17 protein-coding genes are annotated in these 18,886 nt (G+C 69.7%); 6 read left to right on the top strand and 11 right to left on the bottom strand.

What is annotated here, in order from left to right:
- The coding region (locus K9D12_RS12315; protein WP_223060376.1) for a hypothetical protein at positions 1-542 on the top strand (542 nt) is incomplete at its 5' end.
- Between the two features lie 140 nt (positions 543-682).
- Here K9D12_RS12315 and serS read toward each other — a convergent pair.
- Entirely contained in the window at positions 683-1,999 is a 1,317-nt protein-coding gene (gene serS / locus K9D12_RS12310) for a serine--tRNA ligase (RefSeq protein ID WP_223060375.1), read from the bottom strand.
- Between the two features lie 200 nt (positions 2,000-2,199).
- On the opposite strand from serS, the gene K9D12_RS12305 reads away from it, so the two are divergent.
- The gene (locus K9D12_RS12305) at positions 2,200-3,246 is read left to right on the top strand and encodes a diacylglycerol kinase family protein (protein ID WP_165357959.1); all 1,047 of its coding nucleotides are present in this window, start codon (positions 2,200-2,202) and stop codon (positions 3,244-3,246) included.
- A gap of 11 nt (positions 3,247-3,257) precedes the next feature.
- On the opposite strand, the gene hutI is transcribed toward K9D12_RS12305, so the two are convergent.
- From hutI to hutH, 5 genes are read right to left on the bottom strand one after another with little or no spacing between them, the layout of a single operon-like run.
- Positions 3,258-4,436: an imidazolonepropionase gene (gene hutI / locus K9D12_RS12300; RefSeq protein WP_223060374.1), complete on the bottom strand. Its 1,179-nt coding sequence runs from the start codon at positions 4,434-4,436 to the stop codon at positions 3,258-3,260.
- Positions 4,433-5,752, bottom strand: coding sequence for a formimidoylglutamate deiminase (locus tag K9D12_RS12295; RefSeq protein ID WP_223060373.1), 1,320 nt, complete (start codon positions 5,750-5,752; stop codon positions 4,433-4,435). The genes hutI and K9D12_RS12295 overlap by 4 nt, the downstream gene beginning before the upstream one ends.
- Positions 5,749-6,978: an allantoate amidohydrolase gene (locus K9D12_RS12290; RefSeq protein ID WP_370633511.1), complete on the bottom strand. Its 1,230-nt coding sequence runs from the start codon at positions 6,976-6,978 to the stop codon at positions 5,749-5,751. Before K9D12_RS12290 ends, K9D12_RS12295 begins: the two co-directional genes overlap by 4 nt.
- Before the next feature lie 19 nt (positions 6,979-6,997).
- Positions 6,998-8,749, bottom strand: coding sequence for a urocanate hydratase (hutU, locus tag K9D12_RS12285; RefSeq protein WP_223060372.1), 1,752 nt, complete (start codon positions 8,747-8,749; stop codon positions 6,998-7,000).
- Between the two features lie 28 nt (positions 8,750-8,777).
- Positions 8,778-10,337 (bottom strand): histidine ammonia-lyase, encoded by a 1,560-nt coding sequence (gene hutH / locus K9D12_RS12280; RefSeq protein ID WP_223060371.1) that lies wholly within the window; start codon positions 10,335-10,337, stop codon positions 8,778-8,780.
- Positions 10,338-10,436: 99 nt separating this feature from the next.
- Here hutH and K9D12_RS12275 point away from each other — a divergent pair, with 99 nt between their 5' ends.
- The 4 genes from K9D12_RS12275 (at position 10,437) to K9D12_RS12260 (ending at position 13,567) form a co-directional block, all read left to right on the top strand.
- Positions 10,437-11,192 carry an IclR family transcriptional regulator gene (locus tag K9D12_RS12275; protein WP_223060370.1) on the top strand — a complete coding sequence of 252 codons (756 nt, stop codon included), beginning with the start codon at positions 10,437-10,439 and terminating at the stop codon, positions 11,190-11,192.
- A 233-nt stretch (positions 11,193-11,425) separates the two neighbouring features.
- Positions 11,426-12,367, top strand: a complete 942-nt coding sequence (locus K9D12_RS12270; protein ID WP_047310696.1) for an SDR family oxidoreductase — start codon at positions 11,426-11,428, stop codon at positions 12,365-12,367.
- A 117-nt stretch (positions 12,368-12,484) separates the two neighbouring features.
- Complete coding sequence (locus K9D12_RS12265) at positions 12,485-12,961, top strand: pyridoxamine 5'-phosphate oxidase family protein (RefSeq protein WP_047310697.1); 477 nt, start codon at positions 12,485-12,487, stop codon at positions 12,959-12,961.
- 270 nt (positions 12,962-13,231) lie between these two features.
- A complete protein-coding gene (locus K9D12_RS12260; protein WP_223060369.1) occupies positions 13,232-13,567 on the top strand; it encodes a hypothetical protein in 336 nt (111 codons plus the stop codon).
- A 22-nt stretch (positions 13,568-13,589) separates the two neighbouring features.
- On the opposite strand, the gene K9D12_RS12255 is transcribed toward K9D12_RS12260, so the two are convergent.
- The 5 genes from K9D12_RS12255 to K9D12_RS12235 all read right to left on the bottom strand — a co-directional run bounded on the left by K9D12_RS12255 (position 13,590) and on the right by K9D12_RS12235 (position 18,885).
- Positions 13,590-14,021: a pyrimidine dimer DNA glycosylase/endonuclease V gene (locus K9D12_RS12255; RefSeq protein WP_047310698.1), complete on the bottom strand. Its 432-nt coding sequence runs from the start codon at positions 14,019-14,021 to the stop codon at positions 13,590-13,592.
- Between the two features lie 739 nt (positions 14,022-14,760).
- Entirely contained in the window at positions 14,761-14,997 is a 237-nt protein-coding gene (locus K9D12_RS12250; protein ID WP_047311175.1) for a YbdD/YjiX family protein, read from the bottom strand.
- A complete protein-coding gene (locus tag K9D12_RS12245) occupies positions 14,990-17,251 on the bottom strand; it encodes a carbon starvation CstA family protein (protein ID WP_223060368.1) in 2,262 nt (753 codons plus the stop codon). The genes K9D12_RS12250 and K9D12_RS12245 overlap by 8 nt, the downstream gene beginning before the upstream one ends.
- A 117-nt stretch (positions 17,252-17,368) precedes the next feature.
- Entirely contained in the window at positions 17,369-17,956 is a 588-nt protein-coding gene (locus tag K9D12_RS12240; protein ID WP_225911239.1) for a GNAT family N-acetyltransferase, read from the bottom strand.
- A gap of 44 nt (positions 17,957-18,000) precedes the next feature.
- Positions 18,001-18,885 carry a TauD/TfdA family dioxygenase gene (locus tag K9D12_RS12235; RefSeq protein ID WP_223060367.1) on the bottom strand — a complete coding sequence of 295 codons (885 nt, stop codon included), beginning with the start codon at positions 18,883-18,885 and terminating at the stop codon, positions 18,001-18,003.
- Position 18,886: the final 1 nt, after the last annotated feature.

The following is an 18,886-nucleotide window of genomic DNA, read 5'->3' as shown; positions in this document are numbered from 1 at the left end:
ACTCTCAGCTCCCCCTCTACGAGTCGCTGACACCTGGAACCCCCGTGATCGCCACAGGGTGCACCTACGCCACGCTGGGGCGGCTTACGTTGAACGCAGGGCTACCGGCCCGCGTGTTGGGGCATGACTGGCGCTCTCTCGGCGCTGTCGACCTTGACGTCCCTGCGCATGTGGCAGGTTTTCCTGGGACCTCGAACGACAGCATCGAGGTCACGGGAATCTGGACGGGCCGGTCGATCATCGTCGACGGCTGGCGCGAAGCATCCTTCGTGGCGGGAAAGAACCCGGTCGGAGCGCGTATTCCCCACGAGACCACCACAGCGATAGCCCGGTCACTCGACGAGGAAGCAGCCAGCGGGATGCCGAGCCTTGGACAGCTCACGGATTGCGATGACACGCGAAACCTCGTGACGGTGCCCGTCCTCACCGATGACTGGCGACGCTGGGCCGACAGCTGGCGAGGCACCGCCTTCGTGCAGGTTCAGGGCTTCGTCACGCCGGTAGGTGAGCAGCGGCGTTACCCGGAAGATGCTCCGCACTGAAGCCGGCACGAATCGACGCGGTCAGGGTGGCGTAGGTCGGGGGCTGAATCAACGGGGTGCGCAAAGAACGCGCGAGTGCCCGCACCGTCCTCATGACGATGCGGGCACTCGCGCGCGGATCGGCGCGTCAGGCAACCAGGTCAGGCGATGACGGGCAGCACCTCGAGGCCACCCATGTACTTGCGCAGCGCCTCGGGCACGCGCACGGAACCGTCCGCCTGCTGGTGGGTCTCGAGGATGGCGACGAGCCAGCGAGTCGTCGCGAGCGTGCCGTTGAGCGTCGCGACGGCGCGGGTGGCGCCCTCGCCTCGCTCACGAACGTTGAGACGGCGCGCCTGGAACGTCGTGCAGTTCGACGTCGACGTCAGCTCGCGGTACGTGCCCTGAGTGGGCACCCACGCCTCGCAGTCGAACTTGCGCGCAGCGGACGTGCCGAGATCACCTGCGGCCGTGTCGATGACGCGGTAGGAGAGCTCGCACTTGGCCAGCATCTCCTCTTCCCAGGCGAGCATCTTGGCGTGCTCGGCCTCGGCGTCCTCGACCTTGCAGTAGGTGAACATCTCGACCTTGTTGAATTGGTGCACGCGAATGATGCCGCGCGTGTCCTTGCCGTACGAGCCGGCCTCGCGGCGGTAGCAGCTCGACCATCCGGCGTAGCGCACCGGCTCCGTCACGTCGATGATCTCGTTCGCGTGGTAGCCGGCGAGGGCCACCTCGGAGGTGCCGACGAGGTAGAGGTCGTCCTCCTCCTGCACGCGGTAGATCTCGGCGTCGTGCTTGACGTCGAAGCCCGTGCCCTGCATGGTCTCGGGGCGCACGAGCGTCGGCGTGATCATGGGCGTGAAGTCGTTGGCGATGGCCTGGTCGAGTGCCATCTGCAGCAGCGCCAGCTCGAGGCGAGCGCCGACACCCTTGAGGAAGTAGAAGCGCGAACCCGACACCTTCGTGCCGCGCTCCATGTCGATGGCGCCGATCTTCTCGCCGATCTCGAGGTGATCCTTCGGCTCGAAGTCGAACGCGGCCGGCTCGCCGACCGTCTTGACGGTGACGAAGTCGTCCTCGCCGCCGGCGGGCACGCCGTCGAGGACGACGTTGGGGACGGTGCGCATGAGCTCGTCGAACTTGGCGCCGGCCTCGTCGGCGGTGGCCTCGAGCTCCTTGACGCGGGTGCTCAGCGCGGTGGCGTCCTCGCGGGCCTTGTCGGCGTCGGCCTGCAGACGCGCGACCTCGGCGTCGTCACCCGACTTCTTCGCCTTGTTGAGCGCGCCCATCGCGGCACCGACGCTCTTGGAGACCTGCTTCTGCTCGGCACGCACCTTCTCGAACTCGCCGAGGGACGAACGACGCGTCGAGTCGAGTTCGAGAATCTGGTCGACGACGCTCTCGTCGGCGCCGCGAGCACGTTGGCTCGCGCGGACGGCGTCAGGGTTATCGCGCAGAAGCTTGATGTCGATCACGAGGTAAGGCTATCGGGTAGGGGCAACCGGGTGCCGGGAGACGCCTGGACGAGCGCAGAACCGCGACGGGCGTCGATCGTGCCGACGGGAGCGCTGAAACGCTCCCGCCGGGGGTATCTCGCTCCCACGGCGAGGGATGCTCACGTCGGCAACCAACCGTCGCCCGGACGCCGACGCTCGCTGACCGATACAGTCGTGAGGTGCCGAACTCCTCACCCTCGCAGGGCGCCCGCAAGCGCGCCGGCATCGTCGTCAACCCCACCAAGGTCGACGACCAGGACAAGCTGCGCCGCGAGTGCACCAAGGCCGCCAAGGAGGCCGGCTGGGACGAACCGCTCTGGCTCGAGACGACGCTCGAGGATCCCGGCGTCGGCCAGGCTCATCAGGCCGTCAGCGCGGGCTGCGACATCGTTTTCGCCGCGGGCGGCGACGGCACGGTCCGTCTGGTCGGCTCCGCGCTCACCGGCACGGACATCCCGCTCGGCCTCATGCCGCAGGGCACGGGCAACCTCCTCGCGCGCAACCTCGGCGTCTCCGTCGACGGCTCGGCCGCGCAGAACTTCGCACGCTCCCTCGTCGGTCACGACACGCGTATCGACGTCGGCCGCGTGCACGCCACGTTCGACGACGGCTCGGCCAAGAACGACACGTTCCTCATCATGGCCGGGTTCGGTCTCGACGGCGACATCATGGATTCGACGAGCGAAGGCCTCAAGAAGCGCGTCGGTTGGATGGCCTACCCCCTCGCCGGCATCAAGTACTTCACCGAGCGCCCCGAGCGCATGCTCGCCAGCTTCGACGACGGCGCCCCGCGCACGAAGAAGACGACGACGCTGCTCGTCGGCAACTTCGGCCGCCTCACCGGCGGGGTCAAGCTCATGCCCGACGCCACGGGCAACGACGGATGGTTCGATGCCGTCTGGCTTTCGGCCGACGGCCCGCTGCAGTGGGGCGCGCTGACGCGCCAGATCCTCACCAAGTCGCGCCGCAACACGAACCGCGTGGAGCGGGTGCGTGCGCGCCGCGTCGAGGCCCGCGCCATGGGCCGCGAGCGCGCCGTCGAGCTCGACGGAGACGTCATCGGTCAGGCCCGCGACGTCAGCATGTGGATCGACTCCGACGCACTCGTCGTGCGCATCGCCGACCCGAAGGACTCCAAGCTCTCCGACCTGCGCAGCCGCCTGCCCGGGCCGTTCGGCCAGGACTTCAAGGGCCTGCCCGCGAAAGCGAAGAAGTCGAGCACGTAGTCGGGTGAACCTCAGGCCGCGAGCGAGCTGACGATCGGCACACCCGGGCGGTAGGCGATGTGCAGGTAGCTCGGGGCGTCGAGCATCGCCAAATCGGCGCGCGCACCGACTCGGATGACGCCGACGTCGTCGCGCCGCAGCGCTGCAGCGCCCCCGGCCGTCGCGGCCCACAACGCCTCCGCGGGCGTCATGCCCATCTCGCGCACGGCGAGCGCGATCATGAACGGCATCGAGTTCGAGAAGCACGTGCCCGGGTTGCAGTCGGTCGCGAGCGCCACCTCGACTCCGGCGTCGAGGAGGTCGCGCCCGCTCGGGAACGGCTGACGGGTGGAGAACTCGACACCCGGCAAGAGGGTCGCAACGGTCGACGAACCGGCCAGTGCCGCAACGTCCTCCGTCGACAAGAACGTGCAGTGGTCGACGCTGGCCGCGTCGAACTCGACGGCCAGCTGCACACCGGGTCCCTCCCCGAGCTGCCCCGCGTGAAGGCGCGGCATGAGGCCCGCAGCCACGCCGGCAGCAAGGATCTCGCGCGTCTCGTCGCCGTCGAACGCGTGCGCGCTGTGCGGCTCGCAGAACACGTCGATCCAGCGCGCGAGCGGGGCGCACGCTTCGAGCATCGCGCCGGTGACGAGGTCGACGTACTCGCGCCGATCCGTGTCGCTCGGCACGACGTGGGCGCCGAGGTAGGTCACTTCGTCGGTGAACTCCCCCGCGATGCGCAGCGCCCGCGCCTCGTCGTCGACCGACAGCCCGTAGCCCGACTTGATCTCCACGAGCCCGGTGCCCTGCGCCCGTGCTTGCTCTACGCGGGCGGCGACCAGTTCGCGCAGACGCTCGTCGGACGCCTGGCGTGTGGGGCGCACCGTGTTCGCAATGCCGCCGCCGTCGTAGGCCTCCCCCGTCATGCGCGCGGCGAACTCGGCCGAGCGGTCGCCGTCGAAGACGAGGTGGTTGTGCGAGTCGACGAACGCGGGGATGACGGCGGCCCCCTCCATGTCGAGGCAGCGGTCGGCGTCCGGGGCGTCGGAGGCAGCGCCCACCCACGCGATGTGTTCACCGTCGATGACGAGCGCGGCGTCACGCAGGAGCGCGATGCGCTCCTCTCCCCGAAGCGCCGCGCCACCCCCGTTCCGCGCGGGATCGTTCGTGACGAGTTCCCCGATGTTCGTGACGAGCGTCGTGCTCATGCGTCCTCCCAGAGTGTGGTGATGGCTTCGGTGAGCAGGGCCCCGACGTCACCGAGGCGGTGACGACCTGCTGTGACGACGTGGGCGCCGTCCGCGACGACGTCCGTGATGTCCTCGGCGGTGGCCGCGAGCAGCACCTGCTCGGGCAGGCACCCGGCGGTGCGGCGCGAATCGAGGCGCACGGCAACGACGTCCGCGCGCATTCCGACCTCGAGGCGTCCGGCGTCCGGCCACCCGATCGTGTCGTGACGCGTGGCCGCGTCGAGCAACTCCTCGGGGCTGAAGCGGCCGCGGTCGTTCGTCACGAGGCGCTCGTGCATCTCGAGCGCGCGGGCGTCCTCGAACGTGTCGACGACCGCGTGCTGGTCGCTGCCGAGGCTGACGCGCACCCCGGCATCGGCGAGCGCGCGGGCGGGGCCGATGCCGTCGGCGAGGTCACGCTCGGTCGTCGGGCAGAAGCACGCGACGGCGTTCGCGTCGGCGAGCAGCGCGATGTCGTCGTCGCTCAGGTGCGTGGCGTGGACGGCCGAGAACCGGGAGGTCAGCGCGCCTGCGTCGTCGAGCAGCGCCACCGGCGAGCGCCCGTAGAACGCCTCGCACGCCTCGTTCTCCGCAGGCTGCTCGGACACGTGCGCGTGCACCGGCTGGCCGTCGCTCACCGCGAGCACGTCACCGATCTCGTCGCGGGCGACGGCCCGGACGGAGTGGATGGCTGCGCCGATGCGCGTCGTTTCGTCGTCGGCGAGCAGGGCGTGGCGCGCGGCCCAGGCAGCAGCGGAACCGTCGCTGAAGCGCTGCTGGTCGTCGTTCAGCGGCGTGTGACCGTCGGCGGTGAGCCCACCGTGGAGGTAGCAGGTGTCGAGGAGCGTGAGGCGGATACCGGCCTCCCGGGCGGCCTCACGCAGCGCTTCGCCCATCGCGTTCGGGTCGTCGTACGCCGCGCCGCCGGGGCGGTGGTGGACGTAGTGGAACTCGCCGACGCTCGTCATACCGGCCATGATCATCTCGGCGAAGACGGCGCGCGCGAGCGTGCGGTAGTTCTCCGGCGTGAGGCGCCTCGAGACGGCGTACATGCGCTCGCGCCACGTCCAGAAGGTGCCGCCGTCGCCGTGGGTACGTCCGCGCAGCGCGCGGTGGAACGCGTGCGAGTGACAGTTCGCGAAACCGGGCAGGACAACCCCACCCAACGAGACGTCACCGTCGCCACGCTGGACGCCGGGTTCGATTGCGCTCCAGCGCCCTTCGAATTCCGTCAGGCGAACGTTGTACGCCACACCCTCCGGCAGGAGCGCGTGTTCGGCCCAGTAGGTCGTCATCCGGCGAGGTCCTCCAGAACGCGGACGAGGGCCTCCACGCCGCGCACACAGTCGTCGGTCTCGGCGAACTCCTCGGGCGAGTGCGATGTGCCGGTCGGGTTGCGCACGAACAGCATCGCCGTGGGCACGCCGTGGTTGGCGAGGATGCCTGCGTCGTGGCCGGCGCCCGTGCCGAGCAAGGGCACGCCGCCGAGCGTCGCGTCGAGCCGCTCGACCAGGCCTGCGTCGAAGGGCGTCGTCGGCGTCCACGACTCGGCGCGCCAGGACCCCCCAAGTGCCCTGGCGCGCTCCTCGAGCTCGTCGACGACGGCCCGCACGTCCTCCTCCCGGGAGCCTCGTGCGTCCACCCACGCCGTGACGTGCGACGCGATGGCGTTGATGCCTCCCGGCACGACGTCGAGCTTGCCGACGGTGGCGACGACGCGGTCGCCGCCCTCGCCCGAGCGGTCACGCGAGGCCGCCGCGCGCCGCGTCGCCTCGATGAACTGCGCCGCCTTGAGCAGTGCGTCGTCGCGGTTGCCGAGGGCCGTCGTGCCGGCGTGGTCGGCGCGTCCGGGCAGGTCGGCGCGGAAACGGCCATGCGGCCAGATGTCGGTGCCAATGGCGACCGGGGCGTCGTCGAGGTCGATGAGCGCGCGGCCCTGTTCGACGTGCAGTTCGACGAAGGTGCCGACCCGCGCGAGGGTCTCGTCATCGCGCCCGAGCGTGCCCGGGTCGCGCCCGGCGCGCTGCCACGCCTCGGCCATCGTGACGCCGTCGGCGTCGGTGAGCGAGCGGGCGCGGTCGGCGTCGAGCGCACCGGTGATGATGCGCGAACCGGCGCAGGCGACGCCGAAGCGAGCGCCTTCCTCGTCGACGAAGTTGACGACCCCGATCGGCTTGCGCGGAGCGAATCCTCTCTCCTGCAACGCCTTCACGGCCAGGAGCGAGGAGACGACACCGAGCGGCCCGTCGAACGCGCCGCCGTCGGGCACCGAGTCGAGGTGCGAGCCGGTGACGACGCCCTCGCCGGGCGCGTCGTCCGGGTTGCCCCACCACGCCCACTGGTTGCCGGCGCGATCTTCGGTGACGTCGAGCCCCAGCGCGGCGCACTCGCCGACGAACCACTCGCGCAGTGTCGCGTCCTCACGCGTCCACGCGAAGCGCCGGTAGCCGCCGGAGCCGCCGTCACGGCCCACGGGGTGCAGGTCGTTCCACAGCGACTCGAATCGGCGGGTCTCGCTCACGTCAGTACCTCGCACTCGCTCAGTTGCCGGCCTTGGGCGCCGTGCGCTCGGCGGCGGCTCGCGTGGCGGCAGCCTGCGCGGCATCGGCGCCGTTGGCGTCACGCACGGTGGGCATCATCGGAATGCGCGCCCCGCGCTCGTCGGCGACCTGGACGGCGCGGGAGTACCCGGCGTCGACGTGGCGGAAGACGCCCATGGCGGGGTCGTTCGTCAGCAGCGCGGTGAGCTTGGCGGCGGCGAGGTCGGTGCCGTCCGCGACGCCGACCTGGCCGGCGTGGATCGAGCGGCCGATGCCGACGCCGCCGCCGTGGTGCAGCGACACCCACGTGGCGCCCGAGCTCGTGGCGGTGAGGGCGTTGAGCAGCGGCCAGTCGGCGATGGCGTCGGAGCCGTCGAGCATGCCCTCGGTCTCGCGGTACGGCGAGGCGACGGAGCCGGAGTCGAGGTGGTCGCGGCCGATGACGATGGGTGCGGAGACCTTGCCCTCGGCGACGAGTCGGTTGAACAGCTGCCCGGCCTTGTGACGCTCGCCGTAGCCGAGCCAACAGATGCGCGCGGGCAGGCCCTCGAACTCGACGAGCTCACCGGCGGCGTCGAGCCAGCGGTGCAGGTGCTCGTTCTCGGGGAACAGTTCCTTGAGCGCGGCGTCGGTGACGGCGATGTCCTGCGGGTCGCCTGAGAGCGCCGCCCAGCGGAACGGGCCGAGGCCCTCGCAGAAGAGCGGGCGGATGTAGGCGGGCACGAAGCCCGGGAACTCGAAGGCGCGCGTGTAACCAGCGGTGCGGGCCTCGTCGCGGATGGAGTTGCCGTAGTCGAAGACCTCGGCGCCCTCGTCCTGGAACTCGACCATGGCCTGCACGTGGGCCGCCATCGACTCGCGTGACTTCTTCGTGAAGCCCACCGGGTCGCCCTCGGCCTCGCGCTGCCACTCCTCGACGGCGACCTCCGACGGCAGGTAGCTCAGCGGGTCGTGCGCCGATGTCTGGTCGGTGACGACGTCGATCGTGATGTCGCCTGCGCGGTGGCGCGCGAGCATCTGCGGGAAGACGTCGGCGGCGTTGCCGACGATGCCGATGGAGACGCCGCGCTTCTCGGCCTTCGCGGCGTTGGCGCGGGCGATGGCGTCGTCGAGGTCGTCGGCGATCTCGGTGAGGTAGCGCTTGGCGACGCGGCGCTCGAGGCGCGTGCGGTCGACGTCGGCGATGAGGCACACGCCGTCGTTGAGCGTGACGGCGAGGGGCTGCGCCCCGCCCATGCCGCCGCAGCCGCCCGTCAGCGTGATGGTGCCGGCGAGCGTCCCACCGAACCGCTTGCGGGCGACGGCGGCGAACGTCTCGTAGGTGCCCTGGAGGATGCCCTGCGTCGCGATGTAGATCCACGAACCGGCCGTCATCTGGCCGTACATCATGAGGCCCTCGGCCTCGAGGCGGCGGAACTCGGGCCACGTGGCCCAGTCCGGCACGAGGTGGGAGTTGGCGATGAGCACGCGCGGCGCCCACTCGTTCGTCGTCACGACACCGACGGGCTTGCCCGACTGCACGAGGAGCGTCTCGTTCGGCTCGAGGTCCTTGAGCGTCTCGACGATGGCGTCGAACGCCTCCCAGGAGCGGGCTGCGCGGCCGGTGCCGCCGTAGACGACGAGGTCGTCGGGGCGCTCGGCGACCTCGGGGTCGAGGTTGTTCATGAGCATGCGCAGCGGGGCTTCGGTCTGCCAGCACTTCGCGTTGAGTTCGGTTCCGCGCGGTGCGCGGACGGGGCGGGCGCCCTCCATGGCGGTCTCCTTCGGTTCGTGCTGGGGGTCAGTTGAAGTCGCCGGCTGCGCGCGTGGCGGCGGCGAGGACGTCGCCGTCGGCGACACGGGCGACGACGGATTCGATCTCGGGCGACAGGTAGCGGTCGGGGCCGGGGCGGCCCGCGCCGTCGAGCGTTTCGATGACGGCGGCGCCGACCGGGCCCGGCGTGAGCGGGGCGCGCATCTGGATGCCGCGCGTGGCGGTGAGCAGTTCGATGGCGAGCACGCGCGTCAGGCCGTCGACGGAGCGGCGCAGCTTACGCGCACCGGCCCAGCCCATGGAGACGTGGTCTTCCTGCATGGCGCTGCTGGGGATCGAGTCGGCGCTGGCCGGGTTCGCGAGGCGCTTGAGTTCGCTGACGATGCCCGCCGCCGTGTACTGGGCGATCATGAGGCCCGAGTCGGTGCCGGGGTCGTCGGCGAGGAACGGTGGGAGGCCGTTGTTGCGGGCGCGGTCGAGGAAGCGATCGGTGCGGCGTTCGCTCATCGAGGCGACGTCGGCGATGACGATGGCGAGGAAGTCGAGCGCGTACGCGACGGGGGCGCCGTGGAAGTTGCCGTTCGACTCCACGCGGCCGTCGAGCGTGACGACGGGGTTGTCGACGGCGGCGGCGAGCTCGCGCTCGGCGACGGTGGTGACGTGATCGAGGGTGTCGCGGGCGGCGCCGATGACCTGCGGCGAGCAGCGCAGCGAGTAGGCGTCCTGCACGCGGGTGCAGGCGTGCGGGTCGCGGTGCGAATCGCGGATGCCGCTGGCGTCGAGCACCTTGCGCAGGTTGGCGGCCGACTTGGCCTGGCCCGGGTGGGGACGCAGCTTCTGCAGGTCGTCGGCGAACACGTCGTCGGTGCCGAGCAGGCCCTCGACCGAGAGGCCCGCGGCGATGTCGGCGGTCGACAGGAGCATCCGCAGGTCGGCGATGGCGAGGCACAGGGTGCCGAGCATGCCGTCGGTGCCGTTGATGAGGGCCAGGCCCTCCTTCTCCTGCAGGACGACCGGCTCGATGCCCGCGGCCTTGAGCGCGTCGGCGGCGTGGACGACGTCGCCGTCGGCGGTGGCCACCTCACCGTCGCCCATGAGCGCGAGCGCGCAGTGCGCGAGCGGCGCGAGGTCGCCGGAGCAGCCGAGGGAGCCGTACTCGCGCACGAGCGGCGTGATGCCGGCGTTGAGCATCGCGATGTACGCGTCGAGGGTTTCGGGGCGGATGCCGGTGCGGCCGGTGGCGAGGGTGGAGATGCGCAGCAGCATGAGGGCGCGCACGATCTCGCGCTCGACGGGTTCGCCGGAGCCCGCGGCGTGGGAGGCGACGAGGCTGCGCTGGAGCTTCTGCCGCTTCTCGGGCGGGATGCTCGTGTTCGCGAGCGCGCCGAAGCCCGTCGAGATGCCGTAGTGCGGGATGGTGTCGCTCGCGAGGGCGTCGATGATAGCGCGGGATTTCGCGACTTCGGCGACGGAGTCGGCGCTCAGCTCGATGGTGGCGCCGTGGCGGGCGACGGCGACGACGTCGTCGATCGTGAGTGGGCCGACGCCGACGGTGACGCTGCCGGTGGGCTGTGCTGCAGAAGTCATGCGCCCATTGCATCGTGCGAGCCCGGGCGCGGCGTGACACGGGCGACGCGAACTGTCCCAGGATTGAGACAGTTGCCCTCGAATGGCTACCGTTGGTGCGTGAGTTCTGCCCCCGCCGCCGCCCAGGTCATTGCCCTGTTGCAGCTGCTCGCGGGGCGACCGTCGCCGCAGCCTGCCGCGACGTTGGCGCGCGAGTTGGGGCTTCCACGGTCGACCACGTACCGGCTGCTCGGGGTCCTCAAGGACGCGGGGTTCGTCACGCACTCGGAGGAGACGCGGCGCTGGGGGCTGGGCATCGCGGCGTACGAGTTGGGCTCGGCCTACTCGCGGCAGCAGCCGTTGCAGCGCATGGCCCGCGCGGTGATGACGCGCCTGGCGGAGAGCACGGGGCAGGCAGCGCACCTCGGGGTGCTGCACGGCTCGGACGTGCTGTACGTCATCGAGGAGCGGCCGCTCGGGATTTCACCGCTCGTGACGGACGTCGGCGTGCGCCTGCCTGCGAACGTGACGGCGAGCGGGATGGCGATGCTCGCGCACCTGCCGGCCGCGCAGGTGCGGGCGCTGTTCCCCTCCGGCGCGGAGCTCGTGCAGCGCAACTCCGGGGCGGATCAGCCGGAGACGGTGGCGGGCCTGCGTTCGGAGCTCGCGCAGGTGCGTCAGCGCGGGTACGCGCGGGAGGTCGGGCGCGTGACGCCGGGCTTCCAGACGGTGGCAGCGGCATCCCTAGACCTCAACGGCCTGCCTGCCGCGAGCCTCGCCGTCACGTGGCCTCAGGACGCGGGCGACCGCGAGACCGAGTACGCCACAGCGGTCAAGGATGCCGCTAGAGAACTGACGTCTCGTCTGGCTCGATGAGGCAGCGGGGTCTCGGCATTGGCGACTGTGCCCGCTGACCCGCACCTTCGGGTGGCCCATGCCACGACCCATTGGCGTGGTCACGACGGCCTGTGATGATCGAACGTGGGCGCCGATGAGGTCGGTGACTGCCGCTGACCACTGCGCACCCGCCGTCACCCGATGGTCTTGGGCTGGGCCGCCCGGCCCCGTCCTGACACCCCGCCCGCTCTCACAGCATCGGAGATGCAACCATGAACGACCGACCGATCGCTCTCGTCGTGGGAGCCTCCCGAGGCTTGGGACTGCTCGTCGCCGCCGACCTCGCGAAGCGCGGGCACCAGGTCGTGCTCGCTGCCCGCTCTCAGGAAACGCTCGACGCGGCGGCCCGCTGGATCACCCGCCAAGGGGTACCAGAAACGTTCGTCCACACGGCCGTGATGGACGCCTCCGATGCGCGCAGTGTTGCCGACGCGGTCGAAGACGTCGAGACCACCGTCGGCCCGGTCGACGTGGCAATCCATGTGGCAGGCATCATCGAGGTGGGCCCGGCCGAGAACACGACGCGTGGGCACATGGAACACGCGATGAACATCATGGCGTGGGGGCCCGTCAACCTCGCGGACGCCGTGGTCGCGCGTATGCGCGAGCGGCAACGCGGCCGCTTCGCAGTCGTCACCTCGATCGGCGGCATGCTGAGCGCGCCACACCTGCTGGCCTACTCGACGGCCAAGTTCGCCGCGGTCGGTTTCACGGAGGGCTTGGCGGCCTCGCTCGCCGGCAGCGGCGTCACGGCCAGCGTCGTCGCGCCGGGTCTGATGCGCACCGGTTCGCACGCCGCCGCCGAGTTCTATGGTGACCGTCAGCGCGAGTACGCCTGGTTCGCGCCCGCCGCATCGCTGCCCCTCGTGAGCATGGATGCCCAACGCGCCGCGCACGCCATCGTCGGCGGGGTCCTCGCCGGCAAGCCCTACGTCATCCTCACCCCCGCGGCAAAGGTGGGCGCGCGCGTCCACGGCCTCGCGCCGGGGCTGACGACCCGCCTCCTTGGCGTCGTCAACAGGTTGCTTCCCGGCCCGGTGGACGGGGCCACGAAGCCGATACCGGGTGCCGAACTCGCGCCGTCCGCCGGGCAACTCGTCAAGGTGCTGACCTCACTCGGCGACCGATCCCGCCGGCGCAACCTGGAGCCGTGAAGCGGCCACCCCACCGGAGGTAGTGACACCCGACGGCACCTCGTTAGCTTTGCAAGAGAGCAACGTAACGCCCCGACGGAGGTTCGCCCCCGCCGAGACAGCGATAGAAGGTCCGACATGTCCGAGATCACGCAAGAACAAGTCGTCGAGATCATGCGCGGTGAGCGCTTCGTCATGATGACCTCGATCGCCGACGACGGAACGCTGCACAGCCACCCGATGACCCCGAAGCAGGTCACCGAAGACGCCGACGTCTGGTTCTTCATCGGTCTTCAGGGCGAGCAGGCTCAGGCGCTGCGCACCCAGCCGGAGGTCAACCTCGCCTTCGCCGAAACCGGCTCCTGGCTCTCCGTCGCTGGTCGCATCGAGTTCGTTGACGACAGGCGGAAGGTTGAGCAGCTGTGGGACGACGGCGTGGCGGCGTGGTTCGACGGCGGCAAGGAGGACCCGGACCTGGGCGTCATCCGTTTCGTCAGCGACTCGGCCCAGTTCTGGGGGCAGCCCGGCGGCAAGGTCTCAGCGCTCGCGAGTATCATGAAGGCCCGCGTCACCGGTGAGCGCCCGTCCGCCATCAGCGCGACGACCGAGATGTAGATCCGGACGAGCACGCGTCAGAGCTATCGCTCGCCGAATGCTCGGGTGTCGGCCGGGTGCGCGTGGCCCCCGGCCGACGGCTCGTTCGAACCGAGCACTCCGACGCTGACGGCACTTGCCGTCACACCTCGAACCGCGAAAGGTGCTATGAGACGTCCGCCCAGCTTTCGCATCACACGGAGTTCGGCCCACGCTCGGTCGGCCGTGTGGGACGCACTGTGGGATCTCGAGATTCACTCACGCGTGATCCCGTTCACCACCGTGACCCTCGTGCCCACCGAAGTCGGACACGAGAGCGGCCTGCGAGAAGGGTCACGGTTCGACGCCCGCACGCACCTCGGGCCCCTGACGATCGACGACGTCATGCGCGTCGACCGCTGGGATCCGCCGGCGGAGGCTCGAATCGTGAAGGTCAGGCGAGTGTTCGGTGGCACAATCACCGTGCGCCTGAGTGACGTCGATGGCGGGAGCCGTCTCGACTGGCATCAGACGTACAGCGTTCACGGGCTGCCCGACATCGTCGCGTGGTTGGCGGTGCCTCTCGTTCGTGCCGGATACGTGAGAACTCTGAGCCGCATCATCGGATCTCAGGAACCGGCTGGGTGAGCGCGGCCGCTACCGGCATCGCTCACACTATCTCCCACTCGGCGACGGGGCCGGGAATCAGCGTGAACATCGGATGCGGCCGCGGCGCGCTCGCGGCCAAGTGCGCGCGGAACCACGGCGGGTCTCGCTGCTCGACCTTTCGGCACAGATGGGCCCACTCGTAATCGAGTTGCCCTTGCGCGAGCGTCAGCGATACGGAGGGCTCGAGGGGCCTCAAAAGCTTGTCCGAACGAAACGTGTAGCCACGTCGATCCGCTTCCTCAGCGAGTCGCCAAAGATACGACGTGATGGCGCGGATCGGGTCGTCGGTGGCACGAAACCTCAGCAGCTGCGGGTGGTTCCTGTACCCCGTGGTCTCTCCGGCGAGAACCTTCTGCGCGAGCAGCCCCTCACGCCATCCCGCCACGAGAGCGCGTCTGTCCAGCTGGGCAGGGTGAAGGCTCCATATGCGCATACCCTGAATTTACCGACACTCCTAAGCCGTCGACATTCGGCTCCGAAGGGAAAATCGTGAACTCTACTGCCCGACATCGCTTCGACGGGTACATCCTGGGCGTCGGCACACCGTGTAGTCGCCGATTCGTCGTGGGGTGCTGGCAGCGCTCCCCGTTCGGCGCGTTCGCCGACATCATGGTGGCCCACCCGGACGGCGCGCGAACTCATCGCTCCCAACGAAGAAGTCGGAGCGTACGTCTGCGAGACGTACCAGTTCGATCAGGTCACGTTGTCGGACGTTCACGTCGCGCGCACCTCTTCGAAGTGGGTCATCGCCACCGATCGGTCGAGGCTTAGCGCTACGTTCGGTCGTCGCAGGCTCTTGGGCTACCCCTTGCGCCTGGTCCGTGGACCGCTCATCCACCCTGTGACGGCACGATTGTCGAACCCGCTGGCTCGTCGCCTCGTGGAGGGGGTTAAGAAGCACGGGTCCGCAGGCCACGGGGCGCACGAGTATTACGTCGCCGAGGACCTTCGCCGCGTGGCGACGCTGAGCGGCTCGTGGGAAGGAGAGCCGATCGGCGTCCTGGCCCCCGTGACCCCGGCCCCGCAGTTCGGGTTCAGCTCCACACCGCAGATTCCCTCTGACGCGTGTCACCTCGTTCATTGACCGGCCTGGCGCGTGATCTGAACGAGGCGGAAACGCCGCGGCCCCGCAGAACCTCAGAGGTTCTGCGGGGCCCGGCGTTGTGCGACGTTCAGCAGCAGCGGCTGCGCGGGTTGGTGTCCTGCGCGTCGGTGCGTTCGCGCCAGTACTCCTTCTTCGTCATCGGAGCCTCACCGGGGTGAGTGCGCTCGTGATGCGCGAGGTAGCGCTCGTAGTGGTTGTCGCCCATGACGGACGCCCAGTACCACCGCACCGAGTCGAAGGCCCGACGAAGACCGCCCGGCTGCTCCTGCTCCAGCCGGCACTGCGTGTTCGTCTGCTCAGGCATGGACGCGACCTCCCGCGGGAGCACCCTCCGGGTCGAGACCGGCCTCGCGCCACTGCTCGAGCACGGCCTTCTCGTCGTCCGTGGCCGAGAAACCGGCCGGGGCGAAGATCTTCGAAGGCACCTTCTCGTCGGTGACGCCGTCGTCGGCCTCGCCCGCACGAACCGCCTTGATGGCGGCGATGACACCGGCGATGACGACGATGAGAACGAGACCCGCGAACAGGATCGACAGCGACTGCTGGATGAACGTGTTGCGGATGACCGCGTCGATCGCCTCCGGCGTCTTGGCCGTCTTGAAGCTCGTCAGGCCCTTCTCCTTGGCGTCGACGAACGCCTTGTGCTGCGCCCAGTAGCCGAGCTTCGGGTCGGAGGAGAAGATCTTCTGGTAGCTGGCCGTCATCGTGACGATGACGTCCCACGCGAGGGGAACGCCCGGGATCCAGGCCCACTTCACGTGGCCGCTCTTGACGACGACGACCACCACGACCGTCAGCGCTACCGCGGCGAGCAACTGGTTGGCGATACCGAACAGCGGGAACAGCGTGTTGATGCCGCCCAGCGGGTCGGTGACACCCATGAGGAGGATGGAGCCCCAGCCGGCGACGACGAGGAACGTCGTGATCCAGGCGCCGACCTTCCAGGACGTCTCACGGAAGCGCTTGAGGCCCGGGACGTTGCTGAGCGTGTCGGAGAGCATGAAGCGCGCGACGCGGGTACCGGCGTCGACCGTCGTCAGGATGAACAGCGCCTCGAACATGATCGCGAAGTGGTACCAGAACTGCTTCATCGAAGCGCCGGGGATGACCTGCGAGAACACGTTCGACATACCGAAGGCGAACGTCGGTGCGCCACCCGTGCGGGAGACGACCGACTCCTCGCCGACGTCCTTCGCGGCCTGCGCGATCTCGGTGGCCGACGTCGGGTCGCCGCCGAGGCCGAGCGAGTTCACCCACGCGGCAGCCTTCTCGGGCGTACCGCCGGTGACGCCGGCGGGCGAGTTCATGACGAAGTACAGGTGGTGGTCGATGATGGCGGCCGCGATGAGCGCCATGATCGCGACGAACGACTCCACGAGCATCGAGCCGTAGCCGATGAGGCGAGCCTGGCTCTCCTTCTGCAGCAGCTTCGGCGTCGTGCCCGAGGATATGAGAGCGTGGAAGCCGGAGAGCGCACCACAGGCGATCGTGATGAACAGGAACGGGAACAGCGAACCGGCGAAGACGGGGCCGTTGCCCTCCTTGCCGAACGACGTGATGGCCGGGATGTCGATGGACGGGCGCGCGATGACGATGCCCAGCGCGAGCAGCACGATCGTGCCGACCTTCATGAAGGTCGACAGGTAGTCACGCGGAGCGAGCAGCAGCCACACCGGAAGGACGGCGGCGGCGAAACCGTAGATGATGATGGCCCACGCGAGCGCCGTCGGCGAGAGCGTGAACAGGTCCTTGCCCCAGTCGGTGCCGGCAACCCAGCCACCGGCGACGATGGCAAGGAGCAGCAGGACGACGCCGATGCCCGAGACCTCGGAGACGGCACCCGGGCGCATGAAGCGCAAGTAGCAACCCATGAAGAGCGCGATCGGGATCGTCATCGCGAGCGAGAAGACACCCCAGGGCGACTCGGCAAGGGCGTTGACGACGACGAGGCCGAGCACCGCGATCAGGATGATCATGATCGCCATGACGGCGAACATCGCCGCCCAGCCACCGACGGGGCCGAGCGTGTCGCGCGCCATCTGGCCGAGGCTGCGACCGCCGCGGCGCGTGGAGATAGCGAGCACCATGTAGTCCTGCACGGCGCCCGCGAAGATCACACCGAAGATGATCCAGAGCGTGCCCGGCAGGTAACCCATCTGCGCGGCGAGCACGGGGCCGACGAGCGGGCCGGCGCCGGCGATGGCGGCGAAGTGGTGACCGAACAGCACGCGCCGGTCGGTCGGCATGAAGTCCTGGCCGTTCTCGAACTGCTCGGCCGGGGTGGCGAGGTCGTCGCGCGGGCGGATGACCTTGTACTGGATGAGGCGGCTGTACAGCATGTAGCCGATGACGTAGCTGCCGACGGCAGCCATGACGAACCAGATCGAGTTGACGTGCTCGCCGCGGACGAACGCGACCATCGTCCAGCCGATGGCGGCGATGACGGCCGCGACGGCGATGACGATCTTCTGACGTCCCGTGATCTGGCGGGGTAGGTCGACCGCGACCGGGGGCGTGTTCCCGTCGCGCTCGGGGGTTTTGGTGCTCGACGCGGGCACGGAGACCTCCCTTTTCGTGTGAGTGTGAGCAGGGCCACGTTATGCGGTGTCGGGTAGGTCACAGGGCTTTGACAACGCACGCGCAGGTCACACCTTCATCACGAATTTGGACGAACGTCACGCAGTGGGGCCGGTGGGGCGCGGCCCGTCGCCGAACCAGTAACGGCGGCTGTCTTCACGAACGTCCTCGAGCTGCCCGCCACAGGCCTCGATGACGGCGCGCGAGGCGCCGTTCGTCTGCGCGCAGCAGACGAGCACGGGGGCGATGTCGAGCGCGGCGGCTTCGGCGAGCCCGAGCTTCAGAGCCTCCTTCGCGATGCCGCGTCCGCGAGCGGCCGGCCGCACGGAGTAGCCGATGTGGCCGCCGAGTTCGTAGAGGAACTCGTTGAGCGCGTGACGCAGGGCGAGGTGACCGACGAGGGCGCCGTCGTCGACGATCCAGAAGTAGGAGCAGTGGACGAGGCCGGTGTGCGGCGGCCACATCGTGTTGCCCTGGCGGGCGCAGTCTTCGACGTAGGCGGCGAAGCCGTCGGGGGTGATGTCGACGTCGGTGCCCGCGAAGAAGCCCGATCCGTCCATGCCGCCCGCGCACACCCAGCGGTCGTCGCGCGAGTCGGTGGTGGCGTCGCGGAACTCGCGCAGCATGGCCGACCAGTCGTCGTAGCGCGCGGCGTCGGGGGCGATGAGTTCGATCATGTCGGTCATCTCATCACCCCCGACCGTGGGGCGTCGATCAGTTTTCGGTGCGCTTAGTGGGCGCGCAGGCCGTCGACGCCGCGGGGCTCGTCGCCGCGCACGGTGACGCGGTGCATGACGCGGGTGTTCGTGTAGTCGCGGTTGGCGTAGTGGGAGGTGGCGCGGTTGTCCCAGATGCCGACGTCGCCGGGCGCCCAGCGGTGACGGATCGTGTGCTCGGGCTGCGTGAGGTGGGCGTAGAGGGCGTCGAGGATGGCGCGCGACTCGGCGTCGGAGACGCCACTGACGTGGGAGGTGAAGCCGGGGTTGACGAACAGGCCGCGGCGGCCGGTCTCGGGGTGGACGCGGACGACGGGGTGTTCGACGGCGGGCAGTTCGGTGACGATCTCGCCCTCCCACTCGTGGCCGCCGTTCTTCTTGAGGAAGGCGCCCCACTCGCGGTTGCCGTCGTGGACGGCGAGCAGCTGGTCGGCGAGCGCCTTGAAGGGTGCGGAGAGGGAGTCGTAGGCGGCCTGGCTGTCGGCCCAGGACGTGTCGCCGCCGTAGGGCGGGAGCGTCACGGCGCGGAGGATGCTGATGGACGGCGGCCGCTTCATGAAGGTGACGTCGGTGTGCCAGACGTCGGAGAAGGAGAACTCGGGGTCGCTCGAGTCGATGTTGTAGATCTCGCTGCGCTCGTGGTTGCCGGCGACGGGGTGGCCGGGCGTCAGGTCGCCGAGGAGGTTGCCGAGGCGTACCTGGGCGTCGTCGTCGAAGCCGTGCTGATCGCGGAAGAAGAGCACCTTGTGGGCGAGCAGGGCGCGGCGGATGTCGAAGGCCGCGATCTCGTCGATGGACGCCAGGTCGATGCCGTGGATGACGGCGCCCAGGGCCGGGCCGAGGCGCTCGATGCGCAGTCCGGGCGTCGTGGCGGGAGCGTGGGTGGCGAGAAGTGTCATG

Source organism: Dermacoccus sp. Tok2021 (genome assembly GCF_019895135.1).
Lineage (GTDB): Bacteria > Actinomycetota > Actinomycetes > Actinomycetales > Dermatophilaceae > Dermacoccus > Dermacoccus abyssi.
The sequence above is the reverse complement of the archived record's forward strand: the minus strand, read 5'-3'. Positions and strand labels throughout refer to the sequence as shown.